Genomic DNA, 25,451 nt, shown 5'->3' with positions numbered 1-25,451 from the left:
ATGACACTGCAGGATTCTTCGCTGTACCTGAGGATCGATCCTCCCTAGCGTGGACGTCATGACCAGCCTTCTCGCGGGACTCGGCACCGGGCTCGCGCTCATCGTGGCCATCGGCGCACAGAACGCGTTCGTGCTGCGCCAGGGCCTGCGCCGCGAGCACGTGGGCCTCGTGGTGGCCGTGTGCGCGCTCTCCGACCTCGTGCTCATCGGCGTCGGCGTGACCGGCCTCGGTCGCGTGGTCGACGCCGTGCCGTGGTTCGTCGACGCAGCGCGGTGGGGTGGCGCGGCCTTCCTGGCGGGGTACGCGGTCCTCGCGGCACGGCGGGCCCTGTCCTCGAGCGGCGAGGCGCTCGAGGTCGGCGCGGGAGCGGCGTCCTCGGACGCCGACCGGGCCCCCGGGGTGCTGAAGGTCCGCTCCTCCGCCGCCCGCGTGGCGGCGACCGCCCTCGCGCTGACGTGGCTGAACCCGCACGTCTACCTCGACACGGTGGTGCTCCTCGGCTCGGTGGCCGCCTCCCACGGGGGGAGCCGCCTCTGGTTCGCGGTCGGCGCGATGACGGCGAGCGTGCTCTGGTTCGGTGGCCTCGGGTACGGGGCGCGGCACCTCGGCCGATGGCTGCGGGACGCGAGGGCCTGGCGGATCCTCGACGGGGTGATCGCCTGCCTGATGCTCGTGCTGGCCGTCACGCTGGTCGTCGGAGGCTGAGGGGTCGAACGGATCCCTCAGGGCGGTGGGGCCGAGCCGGGTCGACCGGGCCCGGTCACTCGGGCGGTGCCCACGAGGAGGGGACGAACCCCGGGACGGACTCCTCCAGGATCGAGCGGAACGGGGCGGTGGCACCGAGCTGGCAGAGCACGCCGACGCCGCCGATCCACACCCGGTGGATCAGCAGGTACTCCGGCGGCAGGTTGATCTTCAGCGACGTCGACATGCCCTCGCCGCCGAGACCCACCCGGGTGGCCTGGTCGCGCAGCCAGGCCCGCGAGAAGGTGAACTCCTCGGCCACGGCGGGCTCGACGAACGGCGCGACGTAGGCGGCCATCACCTCGGGGTCGATCTTCGTGCCGGGCCGCAGGAATCCCTCGCCGCGCAGACCGTCGGTCACCGCCTCGGCATCACCGGAGACGGCGGCCGTGAGCAGCGGTCCCAGGGCGCGGGGGAGCCCGTCGGGGAGGTGGGCGACCGCACCGAAGTCGACGATCCCCAGGCGCCCGTCGGGCAGGATCCGGAAGTTGCCGGGGTGCGGATCGGCGTGCAGCATGCCCACGCGATCGGGGCTCGCGAGCAGGAACCGCACGTACCGCGAACCGTAGAGGTCGCGGTCGGCCTGGCTGCCGGAGCGGATCAGCTCGGCGAGCGAGCTCGTGCTCTCCATCCACTCGCTCACGAGCACGCGCTCGGTGCCGTCGACGACGGCCGGGACCATGAGGTCGGGGTCGTCGCGGTACTCCTCGTGGAAGCGCTGCTGCGCCGTGGCCTCGAGCCGGTAGTCGAGCTCCTCGACCACCCGCTCCTCCAGCTCGGCGAGGAGGGCCTTGACGTCGATGCCCGGTGCGAGGACACCGAGGAGCCGCGAGATCCTCGAGAGCTGGCGCAGGTCCGACCGCAGTGCCTTCGCCGCACCCGGGTACTGGATCTTGACGGCGACCTCGCGGCCGTCGTGCCAGCGCCCGCGGTGCACCTGGCCGATGGACGCGGCCGCGGCCGGCTGGTCACCGATCTCCACGAGCCGCTCCCGCCAGTCCTCGCCCAGCTCGGCGACGAGCTGGCGGTGCACGACGGCCACGGGCATCGGCGGCGCGGCGTCCTGGAGCTTGGTGAGGGTCTCGCGGTAGGGCGCGGCGATCTCCTCGGGGAGGGCGGCCTCGAAGATGCTCATGGCCTGGCCGACCTTCATCGCCCCGCCCTTGAGCTGACCGAGCACGGTGAACACCTGCTCAGCGGTGCGGCGCTGCACCTCGGTGACCACGGCGTCGGCGGGAGCACCGCCGATGCGACGTCCGACGCCGAGGGCCGTCCGCCCCGCGAAGCCCACGGGGAGGGCCGCGAGCCTGGCCCCACGCGTGAAGGCACCGACAGGCAGTGACGAGCGCGAGCGTCGGCTCGAACCACCGTCGGTGGGCTCGACCTCGTCCTCGTCATGGGTCACGACCTCAGGATAGGTCGATCGTCCTCACTCGGCCCGGTGCAGGAGGCTCGTGCAGCCCTCGTGGACGAGGACGGCTTCGTGCTCGAGCCGCCTGCCACCGAGGTGCAGCACCGCTCCCACCGTCTCGGGCCGGCGGCGCTCGGCCCACGCGAGGGTCTGCTCGGCCGCGAGTGCGGCGGCCCGGAGCACCAGGCTCGTGGCCGGACGAGGTGGTGGAGCCGGGACGAGGGGCCGGCCGAGCTGGGGGAGCGTGGCACGCCACGCCGGGTCCCACGCGGCACGCGCCGCGTCGTGGCAGCCGAGGCACGGTGTGCGACCGGCGAGCGTGAGCGGACCCAGGCGCCCCCAGTCGTCACCGAGCACGAGCGGGAGGACCGGCACGCCGGTCTCGACGGCGCGCGCCACCCAGCCGCGCGGCGGCTCGCCCGCCGCCACCAGCACGAGGAGCGCCGACGCGTCGGACGGGTCGGGGCGCAGTCCGAGGTCGTCGAGGGCGGTCCGGACGAGAGCCGCCGCCCTCTGGCTGCCGCCCCAGGCCTGCACGCGCAGCGTGAGTGCCGGGGGAGCAGTGGGCGGGTGCGGGTCGAGTGCTCCTCGCGCCACGAGCTCGTTGACCACGGCGGTCACGTCGTCGACGAGCTCGGGCACCCGTTCCGACGCCAGGCGGGCGAGCGCGTCGAGCCCGCGCCCGTCGAGCAGGCGCAGCAGCTGCACGAGTCCGGGCCGGTCGGGAACCAGGACACCCGGCCGCCCACCGACCACGAGGGTGCGGGCGTCCCGACGGACGACGTCGCCACCGGGAGGCAGGACGGGCCGCAGCTGCATGGCCCCAGCCTGCCGAGCGCACCCGGACCTGACGAGGCCGACGTCCACAGCGGACGCGGCCGAGCCGGCGCAGGGTTCGGCTCAGGCCTTGCCGAGGATGCGGTTCAGCTTGGTGCCGCACTCCGGGCAGGTGCCCTTCGCCATCCGGGTGCCCTTCTCGCTGACGACGACGTCGCCCGTGGCCTCGCGCTTGTCCTTGCACTTGACGCAGTAGAACTCGCCGCTCCAGGTCTCCGACATGGCTGCCTCCCGTGGGTGTGGTGCTCGTCACACGCACTCTAGCGGCCACTAGGTCCGGGAGCCTCGGGTCGCAGCCAGGGCGAGTCCCCGGCGGGCCTGGACGGTGGCGCCGGGGCGGGTTTCGAACCGGGCTCGCGGGGGGCGGAGGCGGACATGGAGCAGCCGGGCTCCCGAGGGGGTCTGCCTTCCCCTGCGGACCGTGTTCGGGAGCCCGGCTGAGGGACAACGTAGGGGTCGGGGGAGTCGGCGTCAACCGATCTGCGGAACTGGTTGTCCACTCCTGTGGACAAGGTTGTGGGGAACGTGTGGGGATCGCCGGAGAGGGGTGTGGACGGCCGGTGGACAGACCGCCGTCGGACGGTGCACGTACCGGTGGCGAGCCGCCGGCCCAGCCCTCTGACCTGCGCGGAGTCCCACGCGAGCGGCCGGGGTCCTGTGGACGGAAAGATCCTCGTCCGTGGAGTCGTGCCCTACCGTGCTCGACGTGGGCGAGGTGGAGATCAGGCGCAGTGCGCGACGTCGGCGGACCATCCAGGCGTACCGCGACGGCGACCGGACGATCGTGCTCGTGCCGGCGCACCTCACCCCCGAGCAGGAGCGCGAGGAGGTGGCCCGTCTCGTCGCGCGCCTCGACGCCCGAGCCGAGCGGTCACCGCGCAGCGACGCCGCCCTCATGGCGCGGGCGCTCGAGCTCTCCGAGCGGTACCTGGAGGGCCGTGCCCGACCCACGTCGGTGCGGTGGGTCACGAACCAGAGCACGCGCTGGGGCTCGTGCACTGCGTCCACCGGGGCCATCCGCATCTCCCACCGGGTCCGGGACATGCCCGACTACGTCGTCGACCACGTGGTCCTGCACGAGCTCGCGCACCTCGTGGAGGCCAACCACTCACGGCGGTTCTGGGCGCTCCTCGAGGGCTACCCCCACGCGGTCAAGGCCGAGGGGTTCCTCGAAGGCGTGTCCTGGCAGCAGCGATGAGGGCGAGCGTGTCGGCGTCGGTCGGCTCCACGGCCTCGTCCACGCCGAACCAGCGCACCGGGTCCTCGCCCTCGGCCACCACGGGCTCGGCCCCGACCGGCGCCACGGCGAGCAGCTGCACGTCGAGGTGGTGTCCGCCGGGGGAGCAGAACGGCACGGCGTGGCGCGACAGCCTGAGCGGGACGGGATCCAGCCGCAGCCCCTCGATGCCGGTCTCCTCGAGTGCCTCACGAGCGCCGGCACCGACGACGTCGACGTCCTCCGGCTCGCAGTGACCGCCGGTCTGCAGCCACAACCCGGCCTTGGCGTGCCGCACGAGCAGCACGCGCTCGGCGTCGGCCGTGATCACCAGGGCGCTCACGGTCACATGGTCGGGGCGGCACGAGCGCAGCATGCCGTCGGGTGCTGTCGCCAGGTGCTCCAGGTACCGCAGGCGGAGCGCCTCCTGGTCGCCGTCGGGCGCCGTCCACGCCTCGAGGGTGTGGACGGCACTGGTGTGCAGGCTCACCGCTCGTCGTCGGGCGAGGAGTCGGGCTCCTGCGACAGCAGCTCGTCGAGCGCCGCGTCGAAGCCGTCGTCGGCCGTCTCGCCGCTGGCGAAGCCCAGCGGGTCGTCGAGGTCGGCCGCCGTGGGCATGAGGTCGGGGTGGGTCCAGGCCGCGTCGCGAGCCGCCGGTCCCTGACGGTCGCGGACGGCGGCCCAGAGGTTGGCCGCGTCGCGCAGTCGCCGGGGGCGGAGCTCGAGCCCCACCAGGGAGGCGAAGGTCTGCTCGGCCGGCCCGCCGGTGGCGCGACGACGTCGGACGGCCTCGGCGAGGGCCGGGGCCGACGGCATGTCGGCGGCGGCCTGCGCGACGACCTCGTCGACCCAGCCCTCGACGAAGGCCAGCAAGGTCTCGAGCCGATCGACGGCGTGCTGCTGGCCGGGCGTGCGCTTGGGCTCGAACAGCCCACCCTGCATGGCCTCGGCGATCGCCTCGGGCCGGGTGGGATCGATCTCGCGCACCTGAGCCTCGATGGCCTCGACGTCGATCCGGGTGCCGCTGCCGAACTCGTCGATCGCGCCGACCAGGGCCTGCTCGAGCCACGGTGCGTGGGCGAACAGACGGTGGTGCGCGCACTCACGGAGGGTGACGTGGAGCAGCACGTCGGCCGGGGAGTGCTCCAGGCCCTCGCCGAAGGCCGCCACGTTGTGCGGCAGCACGGCCGCCACGCCGCGGGGGCCCATCGGCAGACCGATGTCGGTGGACGACAGGACCTCGGTGGCGAGTCCGGCGAGCCCCTGGCCGATCTGCTGGGCGAACATGGCGCTGCCGGCCTGGTTGAGGATGCCGATGAGGGGTCCGGCCATCGCGCGGGCCTCCTCGGGGATGGCCTGACCGATCGCGCCGACGACGTTGTCGGCGATCGGCTCGACGAGGCGACGCCACGACGTGCCGGTGGCCTCGATCCACTCCGCGCGGCTCCAGGCGGCGGACGAGGTGGCGGCGGCGGGGACGTCGGTGACGCGGTCGAGCCAGGACTCGGCCAGGCGCACCGCGTCGGCGACGGCGCCCACCTGGCCCCCGTGCGGGGCCGGGTCGGGGCCGGCGGCGGCCACGGCCTTGCGCGCCACGTCGCGGGCGGTGCCGAAGTCGACGGACCCGTCCGATCCCGCTCCGCTGAACATCTGCTGCATCTGGCCGAAGAGCGCGCTCAGGTCCGGGGTCTGGCCGCCGAAGCCGGCCGCCGGGCCGCCCGCACCCGGAGCACCGCCCATCGATCCGCCGAGGGCACCGAAGATCTGCTCGAGCGGGGTTCCGGCGAAGGGGTTCTGGCCGGCAGGACCGGGATCAGGAGAGCCGGAGCCGGTGGGCTCCGGGCCGAAGCGGGGCTGCCTGGACGCCCCGCCAGGCGTGCCGTCGGGCGTGCTGTCGGGCTGGGGGTCCCGCGGGTCCTCGTCGGCGTCGTCGCGGTCGTCAGGATGGTCGGCCATGACGCCAGGGTATCGAGAGGGCCCACGTCCTCGACGTCTCGCGCAGCGGTGTGGTCTCGAGGTCCGGGGCCGTCGGCGTGCTCGGGCGGACCGCACTACCGTGGGTCCATGAGCTCGGTCCGCCTCGTCGACGTCCGCGACACCGCCTTGAGCCTCGACGAGGTGTTCGAGGCGGTGCGCGATCCCGCCGCGGGCGGGGTGGCGCTGTTCGTGGGCACGGTCCGCGACCACGACGACGGTCGCGACGTGGCAGCCCTCCAGTACTCCGCGCACCCGAGCGCCGTGCAGCAGCTGCGCGAGGTCGCGGAGCGCGTCGCGCACGAGGAGGACGTCGTCGCGGTGGCCGCCGTGCACCGGGTGGGCGACCTCGCCATCGGGGACCTGGCCGTCGTGGTGGCGGTCTCGGCCGGGCACCGGGCAGAGGCGTTCGCCGCCGGGCGCCGACTCATCGACGAGCTCAAGGCCGAGGTCCCGGTGTGGAAGCACCAGACCTTCGGCGCGGGCGACGCCACGTGGGTCGGGGCCTGTTGATCGTCGCGGCCCGTCTCGATCTGCTGCGCTTGCCGCTGAACCCTAGGGTGGGGCCGTGGCCGAGGACGTGAGACCCGACGACGCGGCGCCCGGCGCCGACCCCGAGCAGGATGCCGCGCACCGCCTCGGCCGTCGCTACGCGACGATGCTGGTCGCCGGCGTCAGCCTCGTGGCGCTCACCTGCGTGGCCTTCCTGTTGCCGGCCCCCTACGTGACGCTGCGTCCCGGTCCCGCCTTCGACACGTTCGGCGAGATCGGCGGGGAGAAGATGTTCACCTTCGGCAAGGGCGTCAAGACCTATCCCGTCGACGGGTCGCTCGACTTCACCACCGTCTCGGTCACCCGCGCCGACAGCCGGCTCACGCTCGGCGACGTCGTCAGCGCGTACGTCAAGCCCGACATCGCGGTCGTCCCGCGCGACGTGGTCTACCCCGACGGTGAGTCGGACGAGGCCTCCCGCAGCGAGGGCCAGGCCCAGCTGACGAGCTCGAAGGACAGCTCGCTCGTGGTCGCCCTGCGCGCCGCCGGCTACACCGTGGGCGAGGAGCCTGCGGTCGTCGACGTCGCCGACGACGGCGCGGCCGCCGGTGTCCTCGAGAGCGAGGACGAGATCACGGCCGTCGACGGCCGCGAGACGCCGACGTCCACGGCCGTCGTGGAGGCCGTCGGTCGGGTCGAGCCCGGCGAGACGGTGCGTCTGGACGTGGTCAGGGACGGCAAGGAGCGGACCCTCGACCTCGCCACGCGCCCCGACCCGAAGGATCCCGCGATCCCGCGCATCGGCGTCAGCCTCGGCACGCGCTACGACTTCCCGATCGACGTCTCGAACAACGTCGGCGACGAGGTGGGCGGCCCGAGCGCCGGCACGATGTTCGCGCTCGCCATCTACGACCAGCTCACCCCCGGCTCCCTCACCGGCGGGCGCACGATCGCCGGGACCGGGACCCTCAGCCCGGACGGCACGGTCGGGCCGATCGGGGGAGTGCAGCAGAAGATCGCCGGAGCGGCCGCGGCCGGCGCCACGATCTTCCTGGTGCCGAAGAGCAACTGCGAGGAGGCGACGCGCGGGTCCGACCACGGCCTGCGCCTGGTCTCGGTCTCGTCGTTCAAGGAGGCCGTCGCCGACCTGGAGGCCCTCGCCGAGGATCCCGATGCGAAGGTGGCCTCATGTCGATGACCCCACCGCCGGAGTCGTCCGGTGAGCCCCTGCCCTCGACCCCGCTGCGCCTCGTGGCCCTCGAGGTCGAGGCACACGTGGCCGTGGACGGCTGGGACCAGCCCGCGCGCATGTACGCCCTCGTGCGCACGGCGGCCCTCGTCGAGGCCGAGCCGGGTCTGGCCGAGCAGCTCGCCGTGTCACTGCGCGACGCGCCCGACGGCTTCACGACCATCGAGCAGGAGCTCCCGCAGGACGGTCGTCCCCTCGAGGACGTGCTCGAGGGCATCGAGTGGCCCGACGCCGTCGACGGCTGTGCCGTCGTCGTCGAACGGATCATGCTGCCCCCGGAGGCCGAGGCCGACCTGCCCGACGACCCCGACGCCCTGGTCGAGGCGGTGGCGCAGCATCCCGAGCGCAAGGACGTCCGGCTCGTGGCGGCCGTCGACCGTGAGGGAGGTGGGCACAGCGCGGTGCGTGCTCGCACCCCCGACGACGCCCCGCTGCTCGAGGGGCCCGACCTCGTGCCGGGCCTGGTGCACGCACTGCGCCGGACCCTGGATGCGAGTGCCTGACGTAGGCTCTGAGCCCACCCCCGAACCGCCTTCCCCACCCCCGGACCCCAGACCTGGAGCCCCGTGAGCGACATCTTCGGAACACCCCGCCCGAGACCCGAGCCGACGCCCGGCGGCGTGGACCGACGCCGCAAGGTCCTGGTGCCGACCCTGGTCACCCTGGCCGCGCTGCTCTTCCTCGGCTCGATCTTCACCACGGTCTGGACCGACCGGCTCTGGTTCGCGTCCGTCGACTACTCGCGGGTATTCACCACGATCATCCTCAACCGCGTCGGCCTCTTCGCGGTGTTCGGCCTGTTCTTCGGGCTCGTCGTCGCGGCCAACGCCTGGCTGGCGTACCGGCTGCGCCCGGACTCGGTCCCGATGCGCCGTGACGACCCGGCCTTCCGGTACCAGCAGACCCTCAACCCGGTGAAGCGCGCCGCCCTCGTGGTGCTGGCGCTCGTGCTCACCGTGTTCGCCGGGTCGGTGGCCTCGTCGCGGTGGGAGACGTTCCAGATGTGGCGGCACGGGACGGCCTTCGGCGAGAAGGACGCGCACTTCGGCAAGGACATCGGCTTCTTCGTCTTCGACCTGCCGTGGTTCAACTTCCTGTCCTCCTTCCTGTTCGCGCTCGTGGTCGTGGCCGTGCTCGTCACGGTGTTCGTGCACTACGTCTTCGGCGGGATCCGGTTCGCCGGTCGTGGTCCGAAGTTCAGCCGTGCCGCGCAGGTCCACGTGGCGGTGCTCGTCGGCTTCGGCGTGCTGCTGCGCGCGTTCGGCTACTGGCTCGGCCGCTACAACCTCGCGGTCGGCGACTCCGGGTTGTTCAGCGGCATCGGCTTCACCGACGCGAACGCGCGAATCCCGGCGGCCAACATCCTCATCGGCGTCGCGATCGTGTGCGCGCTGCTGTTCTTCGCCGCGGCCTTCGTCAAGTCCTGGGTGCTGCCGGGCGTCGGTCTGGGTCTGCTGCTGCTCACGTCGGTGCTCATCGGCGGCGTGTGGCCCTACGTCATGCAGTCCTTCCAGGTCCGCCCGTCCGAGCCGGACAAGGAGGGCCCGTACATCGCCCGCAACATCGAGGCGACCCGCGAGGCCTACGACATCGCCGACGTGGAGACCGAGGACTACACGGCCACCACGACGCTCACCCCGCAGGAGCTGAACGCCTCGGCCGAGTCGCGGGTGAGCACGCGACTGCTCGACCCGACGCTCATCTCGCCGGCGTTCGAGCAGCTGCAGCAGGTGCGCGGCTACTACACCGTCCCCGAGACGCTCGACGTCGACCGCTACAAGCTGGGTGACGACGAAACGCCGCAGGACGTCATCATCGCGGCCCGCGAGCTGTTCCTGAACGGTCTGCAGGACTCCCAGCGCAACTGGGCCAACGACCACACGGTCTACACCCACGGCTACGGCATCATCGCCGCGCGCGGCAACCAGCGTGGCGCGCAGGGCGAGCCCGTGTGGGTGCAGAAGGACATCCCGCCGGTCGGCGAGATCGAGACCGAGGTGCCGCCGCGCATCTACTTCGGCGAGAACTCGCCGTCGTACTCCATCGTCGGACGACCTGACGGTGCCGACCCGATCGAGGTCGACATCCCGCGCGGCGGTGGGGCCGGCGAGGACGACGGAGCCGAGAACGCCACGCAGAACACGTACGACGGCGAGGGTGGCGTGCCGGTCGGCAACCTGTTCCGCAAGGCGCTGTACGCGTTCAAGTTCGCCGAGCCGAACATCGTGCTGTCGAACCGCGTCAACGAGAACTCCAAGATCCTCTACGACCGTCACCCGCGTGACCGGGTCGAGAAGGTCGCGCCGTGGCTGACGGTCGACGGCGACACCTACCCGGCCGTCGTCGACGGCCGCGTGGTGTGGATCGTCGACGCCTACACGACGAGCAACAGCTACCCCTACAGCGAGCGGCGCTCGCTGCGGACGGCCACCGACGACACCCTCACGCAGGGGTCGGCGCAGGCGGCGCTGCCGACGGACAACGTGAACTACATGCGCAACTCCGTGAAGGCCGTCGTCGACGCCTACGACGGCTCCGTGAAGCTGTACCAGTGGGACGCGAAGGACCCGGTGCTCAAGACCTGGATGAAGGTCTTCCCCGGTGTCGTGGAGCCGAAGTCCGAGATCAGCGAGGGCCTGCTGGAGCACCTGCGCTACCCGGTGGACCTGTTCAAGGTCCAGCGCAACGTGCTCGAGCGCTACCACGTGACCGACGCGCAGACCTTCTACGAGGACGGCGAGCGCTGGCGCGTGCCGGAGGACCCGGCCACGCCGTCGGGCCAGACGCGCGCGCAGCAGCCGCCGTACTTCCTCACCACGACGCGCCCCGGCACGGAGGACCCCGCGTTCTCGTTGACGAGCGTCTACCTGCCCAACAGCAGGCAGAACCTGGCGGCGTTCATGTCGGTCAACTCCGAGGCGACCAGCGACGACTACGGCACGATGCAGATCCTGCAGCTACCGTCCGACACGCAGGTGCCGGGCCCGAGCCAGATCGCCAACCAGTTCAGCTCCGACCGTGGCGTGACGCAGGCGCTGCTGCAGTTCCGCCAGTCCGACGCGACGGTCCTGAACGGCAACCTGCTCACGCTGCCGGTCGGCGACGCGATGCTCTACGTCCAGCCGGTCTACATCCGGCGCCAGGCGAGCGAGGGCACCTACCCGGTGCTGCAGTTCGTGGCGGCGTCCTTCGGCGAGGAGGTCGGCTTCGGCCAGAACCTCGACGAGGCGCTCAGGGTGGCCCTCGGTCTCGAGGCGGGCTCGGTGCCCGACCCGGACGAGGAGGAGGCCGGCGGTGGCGCCGGTGGCGGGGGCGGCGACGCCCCGGCCACGGAGGGCAAGACCACGCAGGAGTACCTCGAGGACGCCTCGGCCGCCTACTCGGCCGCCCAGACGGCTCTGGAGGAGGGCGACCTCGCCGAGTACCAGCGCCGCATCGACCAGATGAACGCTGCGGTGCAGGACGCGCAGGACGCGCTCGGCAACCAGGAGTGACGACGAGACGACCCCGGGCCCGCCGTGCGGGGCCCGGGGTCGTCCCGTGCGTGGGGGGTGCGTCGGTGTGGTCGACGGCAGCCCGAGCCGACCGCCCTCGCGCCTGGCACCGAGGGAACTGTCGTGCGAGGCTGGACCGATGAGTCGGTATCCGTGGTGGGACCTGCACGCCCGGCTGCGCGAGGAGTGCGCGTCCGTCGACCTGACCCACGCCTTCCATCCTGGCCAGCCGCACTTCCCGGTCTTCCCCGACGAGCAGCGGAGCCAGGTCTTCGAGGTCGAGCGGGACGGGTTCGCCGTGCACCGCTACGAGCTGGTGGGGCAGTGGGGCACCCACGTGGACCCGCCCTCGCACTTTGTCGACGGTGCGCGGACGCTGGACCTCATCGGCGTCGAGCAGATGATCCTGCCGCTCGTCGTCATCGACGTCTCCGAGCGGGTCGTGGACGACCCCGACACCGTCGTGAGGCTCGAGGACGTCGAGGCCTGGGAGGACGCGCACGGCCCGGTCCCGGAGGGCTCGTTCGTGGCCCTGCGGACCGACTGGCACCGCCGGTGGCCCGACGACGACGCGATGGCCAACCGCGACGAGGAGGGCGTGGCGCACTACCCGGGATGGTCGCGCGAGGTGCTCGAGCACCTGGTCGAACGGGTGGGGGTGGCCGCCGTCGGCCACGAGACCACCGACACCGACCCGGGCAGCTCCACGTCGGCCGGTGACTACGGCCTCGAGCTGTACCTGCTGCAGCAGGACCGCTGGCAGATCGAGCTCATGGCGCACCTCGACCAGGTTCCGCCGGCCGGTGCGCTCGTCGTGGCGGCGTGGCCCAAGCCGCAGGGCGGCTCGGGCTTCCCGGCTCGAGTCTTCGCGCTGGTGCCGAGAGCGAGACCGTGACGATCGACGGGTGGCTCGCCCGCGCCGGGCTGGCGGTCGGCGTGCTCGGGATCGTCCTCGTCCCGGCGGGATGCTCCATGACCGATCCCGACCCCGACGACCCGGTCCCCGAGGAGACGACTCCCGGGAAGAGGGGTCCCACCACGCCGATCCCCGAGGACCCGACGCTCACGGCGAAGCCGCCGGGTGGCAGCCAGCGCGTCACCGGCGTCGTCGAGCGGTCCCCCGAGGACCGGTGCCTCACGCTGGCCGCTCCCGGACGGACCTGGGTGCTCACGGGTGCGGTCGCCGGCCTGGAGGCCGGCGACCGCGTCACCGTGAAGGGCCGGCCCGACCCCGACGCGACCACCACCTGCCAGCAGGGACCGGTGCTCGTCGTCGTCGAGGTCGAGCGGGGCTGAGCGCTACTCCTGCTCGGCCGTGCCCGGGCTGGGCTTCAGCGGCTGCGCCGTCGCCGGTGCCGCCGGAGCGGTCGAGCCCGTGGCGGACGGCGTCGGTGACGGTGTCGGCTCGGGCTCCGAGCCGGTGACCCGCACCGACCCGCTGCCGAGCACCGCGCCCTCGGACGAGACGACCTGCATCTCGCCGAACAGGACACGCCCGTTCGTGGGCTCCGCGGTCGCGGTCAGCGACCCCGTCACCTCCGCGGTGGCACCGCGAGCCAGCTGGAGCTCGCCACCGTCGACGTCGAGCGTGCCGAGGCCGCCGGAGTAGAACACGTCGAGGTAGTCGTACTCCGTGGTGCCGGTCGGCACCGCGTAGCCGTCGACCACGACGGTGTAGGTGCCGGCGTCGGGCGCCTCGAGGGTCACCGACTCCTCGGAGTCGCCGTCGGCGGACTGACCGGCCTGCGAGCCGTCGGGTCCGAGGACCGTCAGGTCGAGGTCGGCACCGGCGTCGGACGTGCTGCCGATCGTCGCCGTCAGGCTCGAGGCACCCTCGGGCACCTCGACCTCGTACGACTGCTGGTCACCGTCGTCGATGCTCTTGCGCTCCGACAGGGCGCTGCCCAGGTCGCCGCCGCGCGGGGTGACCGCCACGGCGCCGAACTCGTTCTTCAGCGTCCAGGCCAGGTCGATCGGGCCACCGTCGGCCGCCGGAGCGACGTCCTGGGTTGCCGGCTCGACCGTGATGCCCTGGGCCGCGGCCGTCAGGGTGAACGGGTTCTCGAGCAGCGGCGACGTGCGGCGCGACTCCACCTCGATCTCCCACACACCCGGCAGCGGGTCGGCGTAGCTTCGCGACGTCGGCTTGCAGGCCTTGGCGTCGCTGAAGTTGGTGTAGCAGGCGGTGGACGCCGTCGAGTCGACCGGCACGCCGTACGGGTTGATCGCGATGAACCGCGTCTGGCTGCGGGTCGCGATGCCCGACAGGTTCACCTGCAGGGCCTTCGAGCCCTCGGGGACCGTCACGAAGTACGACGTGGAACGGTTCCGCTCGACCGTGCCGCGGCTCTCCTGGGAGAACGCAGGCTTGGCCAGGGCCGACGACTGGACGACCGTGACCATCACGCGGTGGTCGACCACCGGGGTGGCCGGGTCGTCGATCTCGACGATGGCCGCGTGGGCACCCTGCTTCTTCGTGGTGGCCGTGACCTTGAGCGTGGCGGCCTTGCCCTTGGCGAGCGAGATCGTCTTGGGCGCCTTGAAGGTGCCGTCGTTGCCGACGACCCTCACCCGGTGCTTGACCGACTTGGCCGTGCCCGACGTGCGGGTGACCTTCACGTTGTAGGCCTTGGCCTTCTTCAGCACCTGTCCGCCCTCACCCGCGGCGCAGCGGTTGTAGACGCCCGTGCCACGTCCCGGCTTGGCCAGGAAGTCCGACAGCGGGGTGCAGACCGGTGCGTCGGTCGTGTAGTCGGCCGTGGTCGCCTTCTTCTGCAGCAGCTTCCAGGCACCCGCGACGTCGAGCTGGCCGGTGCCCTGACCGGCGACGGACTCACCCTTGAAGGGCTTGGCCGCGCTGTACAGGGCGTCGCGCAGACGCTTCGGGGTCACGGGGATCTCCTTGGCGAAGGTCCCCGACAGGAGCACGGCTGCGGCGCCGGCGGCCTGGGGCGACGCCATCGAGGTGCCGTTGAACATCGCGTACCCGACGGGCAGCGTGTAGCCGGCCTCGGCGAGGTCGGGCTGCTTGAGCCACTGCGGCACCGTCGAGATCGCCGAGCCAGGTGCGGAGATGTTCGGCTTGAAGCCGCCGGACTCCGTCGGTCCCCGCGACGAGAACGGGTGCAGGGCCAGCGGCGCCGAGACGACCGAGCCGTAGTTGGACTTCCAGGTCTCCTTGGAGATCGAGGAGGCGACGCTCACGACCTTGCCGGCGACCGACGGGTCACCGATCGTGTTGAGGCCCGGGCCGCTGTTGCCGGCCGAGATGAACAGCTGCACGCCGTAGTCGTCGATGAGCCGGTCGTAGACCGTCGCGCGGGCGTTGTTGGCGTCGTTGAGCGCCGGCAGCCCGCCGATGGACATGTTGACCACGTCGACGCCGCGGTTGGTGACGAGGTCGACCATGCCGTCGAGCAGGGCCGCGGACGTGCAGCCGCCACCCCACGTGCAGGCACGGGACGACACGATCTTCGCGCCGGGGGCCTGACCGTCCATGTCGCCGCCGAACATCGAGTTCGCGGCGGCGATGCCGGCCACGTGGCTGCCGTGGGCGTCCTCGACGATGCCGATGTTGACGAAGTCGGCCGTGCCGGGCAGGCCGTACGGCGCGAGGCTCACGTCCTCGCGGAACTCGACGACGAACGGCATGGACTCGACGACGTCGGTGCCCTTCGTGTCCGTGCCGAAGTGGCCGACCTGGAACGCCTCCTTGTAGGGGCGCATCTTCTCGGCGTCGGTGAAGGTGCGGTCCTGGTTCGCATCGACCCAGATGTCGTTGGTCGAGGTGTCGTAGAGCACGCCGAACTGGTCGGTCGTGTCGCCGTCGCGGTTCACGTCGCCGCCCGGCTCGCTGCCGGCGGTGATGCTCTCGCTGAACCGGCTGACGCGGAAGTCGCCGGAGCGCGGCGCGGTCCAGGTGGCCGACGCGTAGGAGAACGTCGGAGCGGCGCTGACCTCGGTGACCATGGGGCGCCAGGTGCCGTCGCTGTCGAGCACCGGGTCGGTGCCGGTGACCCAGTCGACGATCTTGCGGTCGCCGGTGCTCGTCTTCTGCAGGGCCGGGTGGTCGAGGTCTACGCCGGAGTCGATGATGCCGATCGTGACGCCGCGGCCGTCGTACCTCGGGTTCTTCTTCTTGAAGTCGACTGTGCCGGTCTCACGGGTGGGCATGTAGGGGTTGGCGTCGGGGGTGCCCTTGCCGGGCGCCGTGGACGGCGCGGAGCCGGCGGTGGAGGTCTTGCCGGGCTGCGGGTCGTCGATCGGGATGGTCTCGTCGAGGTCGACGGCGTCGACCTTGGAGAGCGCGGCGACCTTCTCGACGCGGGAGGTGGGGACGCTGGCCCGGACGTAGCCGAGCTTGTCGTCGACCCGGCCGACCCAGGCGCCGGCGGACTCCAACGAGTCGACCACGGCCTTGGTGGCCTTGCGCTCGGTGGCGATCATGACGGTCACGCGCTTCGCGCCGTCGCTGCGGGCGTCGGCGAGGAGCTCGCGATCGGCCTGGCCGAGCTTGTCGGACGCGGGAGCGTCCTTCACCTCGTCGGTCTGGACGGTCCGCTCGGGAGCCTTGTCGAGCTTGGCCCGTGGATCGTCGGTGGCGGCGCCCGCCGTGCTCGCCGAGGTGACGGCGAGGGCGAGGGCGATGGTGGATGCTGCTCCTGCTCGGAGCAGAGGTGTGCGACGTGTGCGCAAGGTGGTGCGTCCTCTCTACATCCGGGCCGAGGCCCGGCGTCCCCCCGTGGGACGAGGCACGTCTGCCCGTGGGGCGCGACGTGCCTGCCCAGTCTCACCCCGGACGGCCGGGTGCGCCAGAGGCACTTGGCGCTCGCAACGCCACTTCACCGGATCGTCACCATGGTCCGCAGGCGGCACGAAGCCCCTCCCGTGTGGACGGAAGGGGCTTCGGATGCGGGGTCCTGCGGGTCTCAGCGCTGCAGGAACTCCAGGAGCACGCGGTTGAGCTCGTCGGCGTGGCTGACGTTGAACCCGTGCGGGCCGTCGGCCACGACGTGGACGGTGGCGTCCTTGACCGTCTCGCCGGTGCGCTTGCCGGAGACCTCGAAGGGGACGATGCCGTCGGCATCGCCGTGGACCACCAGGACCGGGACGTCGATCTTCTCCAGGTCGGCCCGGAAGTCGGTGGTGCCGAAGGCGTCGATGCAGCCGAGCATCGCCGTGGTGCTGGCGGGCTCGACGAGGGCGATCGCCTCCTGGCGCTGCTCCTCGGTGACCTTGAGCTCACCGTTCGCGCTGAAGAAGTCGGTCGTGAACCCGTCGAGGAACCCCTCGCGGCCGGACTCGACGCCCTGCTTCATGCCGTCGACGTCCTCCTGGGCGAGGCCGCCGTCGGGGTTGTCGTCGGTCTTGAGCAGGAACGGCGGGACGGCAGCGGCGAACACGGCCGAGCGGATGCGCTCGGACCCGCGGGCGCCGAGGTAGCGGGCGACCTCGCCACCGCCCATCGAGAAGCCGACGAGCGTGGCGTCGGTGACCTCGAGCTGCTCGAGCAGCCCGGCCAGGTCCTCGGCGAAGGTGTCGTAGTCGTAGCCGGTCTCGGGCTTGTCGCTGGCGCCGAACCCACGACGGTCGTAGGTGATGACGCGGTAGCCGGAGGCGGTCAGGGCGGGTACCTGCTCGGACCAGGATGCGCCGCTCAGGGGCCAGCCGTGGATCAGGACGACCGGTCGACCGTCGCCGCCGTGGTCGGTGTACTCGATCTGGATGCCGTTGGACTCGAGCGTGCTCATGCTGGTGCCTCCGTGGGTGTCGGGGATCGTGCGCTCTGAACGTGCTCAATTCTTGCTCGTGCGTTCATCGTCGCAACTCGAACGTGCACATTCTCATCGTGCACGTGGTAACTCGTGTTCTCACTCTGTGGGACGGGTCGGCGACGAAGACGCGCACGTCGGCCGGAACGGACGTACGCTCGCCGTGACGCACACCACAGTGCGTCGATCGACTGGCGTCCGCGAGGTGCGGGGGAGGCAGGTCCGAGGTGGCTGACTCACTGATCGAGAAGTCGCCGGTGCTGCGGCGGGTGCGCAGCGTCGGCAAGGCGCTCACGACGCCCCTGCACCCCGACGACTACCTCAAGCTCATCAACCCGTTGTGGTCCGCACGTCAGCTCCGCGGCCGGGTGGAGCGGGTGGAGCAGGTGACGGAGCGGTCGGCGACCCTGGTCATCAAGCCCGGGTGGGGCTGGTCCTTCGACTTCCACCCCGGTCAGTACATCGGCATCGGCGTCGAGATCGACGGCCGCTTCCACTGGCGCTCGTACTCGCTGTCGTCGGCCCCGGTCCGCTCCGAGGGCACGGTGGCCATCACGGTCAAGGCGATGCCCGAGGGCTTCTTGTCCGAGCACCTCGTGAGCGGGCTCGAGCCGGGCACCATCGTGCGGCTCGAGTCGCCGCAGGGGGACTTCGTCCTCCCGGACCCGCCGCCGGAGCGCGTGCTGTTCGTGGTGGGCGGCAGCGGCATCACCCCGGTGATGTCGATCCTGCGCACCCTCGACCGCCGCGACTCCATGCCCGACGTCTTCCTCGCCTACTCCGCGGTCGACGAGGACGACATGATGTTCCTCGACGAGCTGCGCGAGCTGGCCCAGAAGCGGGAGTCGTTCACGTTCTACGAGCGGTTCACCGACACCGACGGCTTCCTGACCCCCGACCAGCTCGGCGACATCTGCTCGGACTGGGCGGAGCGCGAGACGTGGGCGTGTGGTCCGCAGCCCATGCTCGACGCGATCGTCGAGCACTACGAGAAGCTCGGCCGCGAGGACGAGCTGCACGTCGAGCGCTTCACGCTCGGCGCCACCGAGACCGACGCCGAGGGCGGCACCATCACCTTCGGCGACACCGGCAAGAGCATCGAGGCCGATGGGGCCACGACGTTGCTCGAGGCGGGCGAGAAGGCCGGCGTCAACATGCTGTTCGGCTGCCGCATGGGGATCTGCCACACCTGCGACGTCCCGCTGCTGTCCGGTCGCGTGAAGGACCTGCGCAGCGGTGACGAGCACACCGAGGGCGAGTACGTGCAGACCTGCATCAGCGTCGCCGCCACCGACTGCACGCTCAAGATCTGAGGAGAGACACATGGCCTACGCCGACGTCCGCGAGTACACCCACCTGACCGACGAGGAGGTGGAGGCGATCGGGCGCGAGCTCGACGAGATCCGCGCCCAGGTCGAGGCCGATCGCGGTCAGGCCGACCGCGACTACGTGATGCGCATCATCACGCTGCAGCGTCGCCTCGCCGCGGCCGGGCGCATCACCCTGTTCGCCAGCATGTTCCCGCCGGCCTGGCTGCTCGGCACGGCACTGCTGTCGTCGGCCAAGATCCTGGAGAACATGGAGATCGGCCACAACACGATGCACGGCCAGTGGGACTGGATGAACGACCCAGAGGTGCACTCCAGCAGCTGGGAGTGGGACACCACCCAGCCCGCGGAGCAGTGGAAGCACTCGCACAACTACATCCACCACCAGTTCACGAACGTGCTCGGCCACGACAACGACGTGGGCTACGGCATCCTGCGCATGAGCCGCGACCAGAAGTGGACGCCCTACAACCTGGGGCAGCCGATCTACAACGCGCTCCTGGCGATGTTCTTCGAGTGGGGCGTGGCCCTGCACGACCTCGACATCGAGGCGATCCGCAAGGGCGAGAAGGACCCGAAGCTGCTCAAGCGTCAGCTCAAGCAGATCGGCGACAAGGTCGGCAAGCAGGCGCTCAAGGACTACGTCGTGTACCCGGCCCTGACCGGCCCGGCGTTCATGAGCACCCTCACGGCGAACTTCACGTCCAACATCATCCGCAACGTGTGGGCGTACATGATCATCTTCTGCGGGCACTTCCCCGACGGGGCCGTGCACTTCACGGAGGAGGAGCTCGAGGACGAGACGCGCGCGGAGTGGTACCTGCGCCAGATGCTCGGCTCGGCGAACTTCCAGGGCGGCAAGCTGCTGCACATCATGAGCGGGCAGCTGGGCTACCAGATCGAGCACCACCTGTTCCCCGACCTGCCGAGCAACCGCTACGCGCAGATCTCCGAGAAGGTGCAGGACATCTGCGGGCGCTACGGCATCCCGTACACGACCGGTCCGCTGCACCGTCAGTACGGACAGGTGCTGCGCACGATCATGAAGCTGTCGCTGCCCAACCGCCGCACCAAGGACGACGCCACGCCGCCCCCGGTCCCGCGTGGGCGTCGCCGCGACGACGAGCGTCCGGGCCGTCGCCACGAGCTGGGGCGGTGGACGAGCACCGCCGCTGCCCAGTGAGCGGTCCGACGGTCGTCGTGAGGGGCCCCGTGGTCGACGGCGCGGCACTGCCGTTCGCCTGCGTCGACGACGAGGGCGTCGGCTCGCACGACCAGGTGGTCAAGAAGCGGGCCATCCGGTGCGCCCTGAGCCGCATCTGCGGGGTGTGCGGGTCGACGCTGGCTCGACCGATCGCACTCGTCGGCTCGTCCGACGAGGCGCTCGACGGTGAGTTCGCGTTCCCGCCCTGCCACGAGGCGTGTGCCCGGGAGGTGGCGGGCGAGGTCCGTCAGCGACTCGGCCGCCCGGAGCGTCCGCGACGCTGGGTGCTCGTGACGACGGCGGGATTCGACCTGGTCAGGCCCGCGCGGCGGGGGGAGCCGGTGTCGTTCCGGCCCAACTCGGTGCTGGCCCGCGAGACGCTCGAGCCCTGAGGGTGCCCGGCGGGCCTCAGATCGACTCGGCGCCGTCGATGAGGTAGCTGGAGCCGTCCTTGGTGAGCTGGAGCGTCACGGTCTCGGTGCGCCGGCTGCCCTCGTAGAGGTAGGAGTAGATGTAGGTGACGCGCATGGCCTCGGGATCGGGCGAGACGCGCTCGACGCGCACGTCCTCGACCTTGCTCCAGAAGCTCTCGTAGCCGGAGAGCCCACCGCTGGCCTGCTGGTACTCGGTGGTGAGCAGCTCGAAGCCCTTGCGCGGGTCGCCGGCGGCGGTCGTGACGTAGGTGTTGGCGAACTTCTCGAGCCGCTCGGCCAGCGACGTCGACTCCCCACCGGAGCCCTCGCCTCCATCGGCCGAGGCGACGGTGCTGGAGCCGTCGTCACCGCCGGAGCTGAGGGCCACGCCGGTGACCGCCGAGGCCAGGACCGCGACGGCGGCTGCTGCCGCGAGGGCGAAGCGGCGGTCGCGCCACATCGGCGGGGGAGCGGCGTGCGAGCCCCGGCTCGGCTGCTCGGGCGCCGGGAGTGGCGTGACCCGGGTGGCGTGGGGGTCGCGCCGGACGGTCGAGTCGGGCGGCGCCGTGAGCTCCGTGGCAGCCGTGGATCGCACCGGCGCGATGCTCGCGGGCGCGGGTCGCGGCGGCTGGTCGTCGGCGAAGTCGTCGCGGGAGACGTGGTCGATCAGCAGGTCGGCCAGCGCCGACCGGCGCGGTGCGCCGGGGTGGACGATGTCGTGCAGCAGGCCGGCCACCTCGCGCATCGAGGCCCGCTCGTCGGGCTCCTGCTGCATGGTGGCCGCGACGACCGGAGCCAGCGGGTGGTCGGCCGGGAGGATCGGCGTGGCCGAGTCCAGGATCTTCTGCACGGCCGTGATCGGGTCGTCGTCGGCGACGTCGAACGGCGGGGACCCGGTGGCGGCGTGGAACGCGGTGATCCCGAAGGCCCACACGTCGCTCGCCGTGGTGGCGGTGCGCCCGCGGGCGATCTCGGGGGAGAGGAAGGCCGGGGAGCCGGTGATCAGGCCGGTGCGCGTGAGCGCCTCGTCGATCTCGCGGCGCGCGATGCCGAAGTCGCCCAGCTTGGCCACGTCGCCGTCGGCGACGAAGACGTTGGAGGGCTTGACGTCGCGGTGGATCATGCCGGCGTCGTGCGCGGCGGCGAGCGCATCGGCAACCTGGGCGAGCAGGCGGGCGGCGCGGTCGGCCTCCAGCGGCATGCCGTCGCACAGGTCGGCGAGAGTCGGTCCGTCGACGTACTCCATGACGAGCCAGGTGTGCTCGTCGTCGTCGGCGATGTCGTAGACGGCCACGATGTTCGGGTGGTGCACGCGCGCGGCGAGGTGCGCCTCGCGCTCGGCACGGGCGGCATCGATCTCGGAGGAGCCGGGCGCGTGACCGAGGCGCTTGAGCGCGACGGTACGACCGAGCACGGTGTCGTGCGCGACCCACACGCTCGTGGCACCGCCCCGACCGATCTCACGGTCGAGCTCGTAGCGATCTGCGATCACGTCGCCTCCTTCCGCACCCCACGGTACGAGGCGATCATGAGAGTGGCGACCCGAGACCGCACCCCCCGATTTGGATCGGCGTTCACCGTGCCGTAAAGTACTGAGTGCGACGCGGGGTGGAGCAGTTCGGTAGCTCGCTGGGCTCATAACCCAGAGGTCACAGGTTCAAATCCTGTCCCCGCTACCACGAGAAGGCCCCTTGACCGGAGACGGTGAGGGGGCCTTCGCCATGCGCAGCCGATCTCTCGCCGGGTGGACGCGACATCGAGCCGTAGCCCTGACGTTCGACGACACCAGGGGCGGTGCTCTCCCCTCGGCGAGGCAGTGCCGATGCCGTCCGCGGCTGGAGGACCGGGGTCAGTGAGGGGGCGGCAGCTCGAGCACGTGGGAGGTGCGCAGGCGCCACATGAGATGCGCGGTGCCCAGCCGCGTCCGGCCGAAGCCGTCGAGGGGGTCGAAGTCGAGCGTCTGCTCCATGGTGTCGATGCGGTCCTGCATGGTGCTGTGATGGACGCCCGCCGCGCGCGCGGCCTGGCGGACGGTGCCGGTGCTGATGATGGCTTGGACGGTGGGCAGTCCCCAGGGGTGGGTCAGGACGGTGGCGAGGCGCTCGACGTCTGGGCTGGTCGTGGTGTCACCAGTGTCCGCCAGCAGGCCGACGAGGCCGCCGAGGTCGTCGGCGTGCACCAGGCCCGTGGTCGGTGGCTCGCACAGCCGAAGGGCCACGAGGGCGGTGCGGAACGAGCGGTGCAGGTCGACGGGTCGGGTAGCGGACCCGACGCCGCAGGGGCTGGCCGCCACGGAGCCGGCGTCTGCCGGGACGACCACTGCGTGGATGGGTCCGAAACGGGTCGGGACGACGTCCTCGGGTCCGGAGGGATGAGCGTCCCAGACGGCGAACAGAGGTGCGGCCGCGACGCGGTAGTCACGGTCGATGTTCAAGCCGAGGGCGGTGGCCGAGACGCAGCGCTGGTTCTCCGTGACCGACTCGTCGACGAGCAGCCCGAAGTGCCGACGGTTGTCGAACTCGCGGCGCCCGTGCCCGTGACGGATGCGCACCGCCAAGGCCAGGCGCTCCAGGATGATGGCGTCGTTCGGCTGTGCCGCCCCCTCCCGCTCGAGCCAGACCTCCAGGTCGCCCGCCGGTGCGGAGACCATCTCCGGACGAGGTGAGGGAGGGGGCGCCCCCGATGGCACGTGGTGTCCGTCGGGGGTGATGCGGATGGTCCGCGCGGGGGAACGCTGGCGGAAGCCGGCCGGGCAAGCGGCGAGGGAAGCGGCGGCGGCAAGGAGCGCTCGGGTGTTGACGTTGCCCACGACGAGCTCGTCGAAGCAGGCGATGACGCGCAGGCCGAGGCTCGCACTCGGGTCGAGCCGCGCGATGCGCCCGAGGAGCTCCTGCACCTAGCTCGCCTCCGCCGGTCGGGAGTGGTCAGTCGGCAAGGATCTTCTCCACCCACGAGTTCCGGGCTGCGATCATGCTGCGGCCCACGGTCGTGTGAGGAGCGAAGATGTCGCAGGCATGGAAGGCGCCTGACCAGACGTGCAGCTCGGCGTCGCCCCCTGCGCGCCAGATGCCGTTGGCGTAGTCGATCGCCTCGTCGCGGAAGATCTCCGCCGCGCCCACGTCGATGAACGCGGGGGGGAGGTCGGCGAGGTTCGTGGCGCGGGACGGGGCAGCGTAGTGCGAGACCGTCGTCGACCCTCGGGCATCCCCCAGCAGCGCGTCCCAACCGGTGATGTTGCTGATCCGGTCCCACACCCCGACTCCATCGAACTGTGAGGTCGAGGGCGTGCTGCACCGGTCGTCCAGCATCGGGTAGTCGAGCACCTGCCCGCAGAGGCTGGGTCCGCTCCGGTCGCGAGCGGCCAGGGCAAGACCCGCAGCCAAGCCGCCGCCGGCACTTGCCCCCGCCACCATGATGCGGTCGGTGCGAACCTGCAGCTGTTCGGCGTGGTCCGCGAGCCACAGCAACGCCTGATACATGTCCTCCCGGCCGTAGGGGTCAGGGCATTCCGGCGCGAGGCGGTACTCGACGGTCATGAGCGCTGCGCCCAGCTCGTCGACCCAGTCCAGCACGAGGTCGATGCCGCTGAAACGGTCTCCGAACATCAGTCCACCCGAATGTGCATAGACCACGACGGGCACGCGGCCGGTCGCGGCACGGTGCCGTAGGACCGAGAGTTCCAGGGGGTCCCCCTGGTGGCCGCGGCACGTGTGGTCTTGGCGCTCGATGCCGCGGTCGCGGAGAAGGTCCCCCAGCGGTGGGGACGCATAGGACGTACGCATGAAGTCGATCAAGTCCGGGGTGATCGTCGGCGGGAACATGCCACCCACCACCGAGAGCCCCGCCTTCAGCTCGGGATCGAAGGCCGGTCGTGCCAAGCCAGAGGTTGGCATCACCGTCTCCTTCCTGGTCGTGTTGCACGGAGGCTACCCCCGACGCGAGGTCGCTGGCCATGGTTCGGCGGATGACGAGGGGCTGGCCCGCCACCTGGCGGGCCCGGGGTGCCGATCTGCGTCGCGCTGTCGGTTCCGATCGCGCCGCCGACCGGCAAGTGTGACGGGGGACACCGTCCTCGACGCCATCGTGGACCCGAACCAACTGGAGGTCATCATGACCAGAAACATCGACGGCAGCGGCATCGACCGGGTGCTGCAGGACGCCGTCCAGGGGGGTGCCGTGCCGCACGTCGCGGCCATCGCCGCGGACGCCGACGGCGTCTTCTACGAGGGCGGTGCGGGTGTCCGGATCGCCGGCGAGTCCGACGACCCGGTGACGACGTCGACGCACTTCCGCATCATGTCGATGACCAAGATGGTCGCGACGACTGCCGCCCTGCAGCAGGTGGAGCGCGGCCAGCTCGACCTGAGCGCTCCCGTCGAGCAGTACGTGCCGGAGTTCGCCGACGTCAAGGTGCTCGATGGCTTCGACGGCGACGAGCCGATCCTCCGTGATCCCGCCAGCAAGGCCACCGTCCACCAGTTGGTGACCCACACCTCGGGTCTCGGCTACTGGTTCTGGAACGACCAGCTCGTCACGTACGAGGCGGCCACTGGCGTGCCGAACGTCGTGCCCGGCACGATGGAGGCGTTCAACGCCCCGCTCGTGGCTGACCCGGGCACGCAGTACGTCTACGGCATCAACACTGACTGGCTCGGACGCGTCGTGGAGGCTGTCGCGGGGACGCCGCTGGACGTGGTGATCCGCGAGAACATCACCGGCCCACTCGGCATGGCGGACACCGCGTTCATCCTCGACGAGGCCCGCTACGCCAACGCGGTGACGGTGCATGTGCGGGGGGAGGACGGCGGATGGGTCTCAGCCGGCGAGATCCTCAACCAGTCGCCTGAGTGGTATGCCGGGGGACACGGGCTGTACTCCACCCCGCGCGACTACATCCGCTTCGAGCGAGCCCTCCTGCGCGGCGGTGAGCTCGACGGCGCCCGCATCCTCAGCCAGGCGACGGTCGACGCCGCCTTCAGCAACCAGATCGGGGAGATCGACTTCCCGGCCGAGATCCCGACTGCGGACCCTGCCATCACCGACACGATGTACGCCGGCCGGGGTTACAAGTGGGGCTACGGTCTGCTGCTGAACACCGAGGACGTTCCCGGACGGCGCAGAGCCGGCACCGGTGCCTGGGCGGGGCTGTTCAACACTCACTTCTTCATCGACCGCGCTACCGGCATCGCCGCCTCGATCTACACGAACTCGTTGCCGTTCATCGCCCAAGACGACGCGTGGAAGATGTACGTGGATTTCGAGGAGGCGCTCTACGCTGCTCTCTGAGCCTTCGAGTCCGACGTTCTCGGTGACGAAC

General features: G+C 71.4%; 22 protein-coding genes and 1 tRNA gene. 13 read left to right on the top strand and 10 right to left on the bottom strand.

Translation table 11 applies throughout. From position 1 onward, the window contains the following. The first annotated feature begins 58 nt into the window (after window positions 1–58). Complete coding sequence (locus tag NBW76_RS13845) at window positions 59–706, top strand: LysE/ArgO family amino acid transporter (RefSeq protein ID WP_056554805.1); 648 nt, start codon at window positions 59–61, stop codon at window positions 704–706. A gap of 55 nt (window positions 707–761) precedes the next feature. Here the strand turns inward: NBW76_RS13845 and NBW76_RS13840 are convergent, their stop codons facing one another. The 3 genes from NBW76_RS13840 to NBW76_RS13830 form a co-directional block, all read right to left on the bottom strand. Beyond that, window positions 762–2,150, bottom strand: a complete 1,389-nt coding sequence (locus NBW76_RS13840; RefSeq protein WP_082480753.1) for an AarF/ABC1/UbiB kinase family protein — start codon at window positions 2,148–2,150, stop codon at window positions 762–764. Window positions 2,151–2,174: 24 nt separating this feature from the next. Next, window positions 2,175–2,975: a hypothetical protein gene (locus tag NBW76_RS13835; protein ID WP_055966649.1), complete on the bottom strand. Its 801-nt coding sequence runs from the start codon at window positions 2,973–2,975 to the stop codon at window positions 2,175–2,177. A gap of 81 nt (window positions 2,976–3,056) precedes the next feature. Beyond that, window positions 3,057–3,215 carry a DUF5679 domain-containing protein gene (locus NBW76_RS13830; protein WP_164468777.1) on the bottom strand — a complete coding sequence of 53 codons (159 nt, stop codon included), beginning with the start codon at window positions 3,213–3,215 and terminating at the stop codon, window positions 3,057–3,059. A 484-nt stretch (window positions 3,216–3,699) separates the two neighbouring features. On the opposite strand from NBW76_RS13830, the gene NBW76_RS13825 reads away from it, so the two are divergent. Continuing rightward, window positions 3,700–4,191 carry a YgjP-like metallopeptidase domain-containing protein gene (locus NBW76_RS13825; RefSeq protein ID WP_235492923.1) on the top strand — a complete coding sequence of 164 codons (492 nt, stop codon included), beginning with the start codon at window positions 3,700–3,702 and terminating at the stop codon, window positions 4,189–4,191. Here the strand turns inward: NBW76_RS13825 and NBW76_RS13820 are convergent. Together NBW76_RS13820 and NBW76_RS13815 are read right to left on the bottom strand one after the other, a co-directional pair. Then, window positions 4,145–4,699 carry an NUDIX hydrolase gene (locus NBW76_RS13820; protein ID WP_055966662.1) on the bottom strand — a complete coding sequence of 185 codons (555 nt, stop codon included), beginning with the start codon at window positions 4,697–4,699 and terminating at the stop codon, window positions 4,145–4,147. The two genes, NBW76_RS13825 and NBW76_RS13820, sit on opposite strands and share 47 nt — an antisense overlap. After that, window positions 4,696–6,165 carry a zinc-dependent metalloprotease gene (locus tag NBW76_RS13815; RefSeq protein ID WP_056553745.1) on the bottom strand — a complete coding sequence of 490 codons (1,470 nt, stop codon included), beginning with the start codon at window positions 6,163–6,165 and terminating at the stop codon, window positions 4,696–4,698. Before NBW76_RS13815 ends, NBW76_RS13820 begins: the two co-directional genes overlap by 4 nt. Window positions 6,166–6,273: 108 nt before the next feature. On the opposite strand from NBW76_RS13815, the gene NBW76_RS13810 reads away from it, so the two are divergent. The 6 genes from NBW76_RS13810 to NBW76_RS13785 all read left to right on the top strand — a co-directional run bounded on the left by NBW76_RS13810 (window position 6,274) and on the right by NBW76_RS13785 (window position 12,714). After that, window positions 6,274–6,696, top strand: coding sequence for a molybdenum cofactor biosynthesis protein MoaE (locus tag NBW76_RS13810; RefSeq protein WP_055966669.1), 423 nt, complete (start codon window positions 6,274–6,276; stop codon window positions 6,694–6,696). Between the two features lie 55 nt (window positions 6,697–6,751). Continuing rightward, the gene (locus NBW76_RS13805; RefSeq protein ID WP_055966672.1) at window positions 6,752–7,873 is read left to right on the top strand and encodes a PDZ domain-containing protein; all 1,122 of its coding nucleotides are present in this window, start codon (window positions 6,752–6,754) and stop codon (window positions 7,871–7,873) included. Next, window positions 7,864–8,427 carry a PPA1309 family protein gene (locus NBW76_RS13800; protein ID WP_200914528.1) on the top strand — a complete coding sequence of 188 codons (564 nt, stop codon included), beginning with the start codon at window positions 7,864–7,866 and terminating at the stop codon, window positions 8,425–8,427. Before NBW76_RS13805 ends, NBW76_RS13800 begins: the two co-directional genes overlap by 10 nt. A 63-nt stretch (window positions 8,428–8,490) precedes the next feature. Beyond that, the gene (locus NBW76_RS13795; RefSeq protein WP_055966677.1) at window positions 8,491–11,418 is read left to right on the top strand and encodes a UPF0182 family protein; all 2,928 of its coding nucleotides are present in this window, start codon (window positions 8,491–8,493) and stop codon (window positions 11,416–11,418) included. A 139-nt stretch (window positions 11,419–11,557) separates the two neighbouring features. Beyond that, window positions 11,558–12,313 (top strand): cyclase family protein, encoded by a 756-nt coding sequence (locus tag NBW76_RS13790; protein WP_055966680.1) that lies wholly within the window; start codon window positions 11,558–11,560, stop codon window positions 12,311–12,313. Further along, window positions 12,310–12,714: a hypothetical protein gene (locus NBW76_RS13785; protein ID WP_055966682.1), complete on the top strand. Its 405-nt coding sequence runs from the start codon at window positions 12,310–12,312 to the stop codon at window positions 12,712–12,714. The genes NBW76_RS13790 and NBW76_RS13785 overlap by 4 nt, the downstream gene beginning before the upstream one ends. 3 nt (window positions 12,715–12,717) lie before the next feature. On the opposite strand, the gene NBW76_RS13780 is transcribed toward NBW76_RS13785, so the two are convergent. Both NBW76_RS13780 and NBW76_RS13775 read right to left on the bottom strand, forming a co-directional pair. Beyond that, window positions 12,718–16,113: a S8 family serine peptidase gene (locus NBW76_RS13780; RefSeq protein ID WP_082481856.1), complete on the bottom strand. Its 3,396-nt coding sequence runs from the start codon at window positions 16,111–16,113 to the stop codon at window positions 12,718–12,720. 233 nt (window positions 16,114–16,346) lie between these two features. Further along, window positions 16,347–17,168, bottom strand: coding sequence for an alpha/beta fold hydrolase (locus NBW76_RS13775; RefSeq protein ID WP_055966684.1), 822 nt, complete (start codon window positions 17,166–17,168; stop codon window positions 16,347–16,349). A gap of 248 nt (window positions 17,169–17,416) precedes the next feature. On the opposite strand from NBW76_RS13775, the gene NBW76_RS13770 reads away from it, so the two are divergent. From NBW76_RS13770 to NBW76_RS13760, 3 genes are read left to right on the top strand one after another with little or no spacing between them, the layout of a single operon-like run. Beyond that, the gene (locus NBW76_RS13770; RefSeq protein WP_156364740.1) at window positions 17,417–18,502 is read left to right on the top strand and encodes a ferredoxin reductase; all 1,086 of its coding nucleotides are present in this window, start codon (window positions 17,417–17,419) and stop codon (window positions 18,500–18,502) included. 10 nt (window positions 18,503–18,512) lie between these two features. Next, window positions 18,513–19,700 carry a fatty acid desaturase gene (locus NBW76_RS13765; RefSeq protein WP_056553748.1) on the top strand — a complete coding sequence of 396 codons (1,188 nt, stop codon included), beginning with the start codon at window positions 18,513–18,515 and terminating at the stop codon, window positions 19,698–19,700. 17 nt (window positions 19,701–19,717) lie between these two features. After that, window positions 19,718–20,113: a hypothetical protein gene (locus NBW76_RS13760; protein WP_156364741.1), complete on the top strand. Its 396-nt coding sequence runs from the start codon at window positions 19,718–19,720 to the stop codon at window positions 20,111–20,113. A gap of 16 nt (window positions 20,114–20,129) precedes the next feature. Here NBW76_RS13760 and NBW76_RS13755 read toward each other — a convergent pair whose 3' ends face one another. After that, window positions 20,130–21,626, bottom strand: coding sequence for a serine/threonine-protein kinase (locus NBW76_RS13755; RefSeq protein WP_056553751.1), 1,497 nt, complete (start codon window positions 21,624–21,626; stop codon window positions 20,130–20,132). A 110-nt stretch (window positions 21,627–21,736) separates the two neighbouring features. Between NBW76_RS13755 and NBW76_RS13750 the strand changes: the two genes are divergently transcribed. Further along, window positions 21,737–21,813, top strand: a tRNA-Met gene (locus tag NBW76_RS13750). A gap of 170 nt (window positions 21,814–21,983) precedes the next feature. Here NBW76_RS13750 and NBW76_RS13745 read toward each other — a convergent pair. Further along, window positions 21,984–23,030 carry a helix-turn-helix domain-containing protein gene (locus tag NBW76_RS13745; RefSeq protein WP_056553754.1) on the bottom strand — a complete coding sequence of 349 codons (1,047 nt, stop codon included), beginning with the start codon at window positions 23,028–23,030 and terminating at the stop codon, window positions 21,984–21,986. A 28-nt stretch (window positions 23,031–23,058) separates the two neighbouring features. Beyond that, window positions 23,059–23,955 carry an alpha/beta hydrolase gene (locus NBW76_RS13740; protein ID WP_055968469.1) on the bottom strand — a complete coding sequence of 299 codons (897 nt, stop codon included), beginning with the start codon at window positions 23,953–23,955 and terminating at the stop codon, window positions 23,059–23,061. Here NBW76_RS13740 and NBW76_RS13735 point away from each other — a divergent pair. Continuing rightward, window positions 23,915–25,420 (top strand): serine hydrolase, encoded by a 1,506-nt coding sequence (locus NBW76_RS13735; RefSeq protein ID WP_200914529.1) that lies wholly within the window; start codon window positions 23,915–23,917, stop codon window positions 25,418–25,420. The two genes, NBW76_RS13740 and NBW76_RS13735, sit on opposite strands and share 41 nt — an antisense overlap. The last annotated feature ends 31 nt before the right edge of the window (window positions 25,421–25,451 follow it).

It is taken from the genome of Aeromicrobium sp. Leaf245, from assembly GCF_942548115.1.
Taxonomy (GTDB): domain Bacteria; phylum Actinomycetota; class Actinomycetes; order Propionibacteriales; family Nocardioidaceae; genus Aeromicrobium.
Note: the sequence above shows the minus strand (reverse complement) of the source record. Positions and strands in the feature narration are given on the sequence as shown.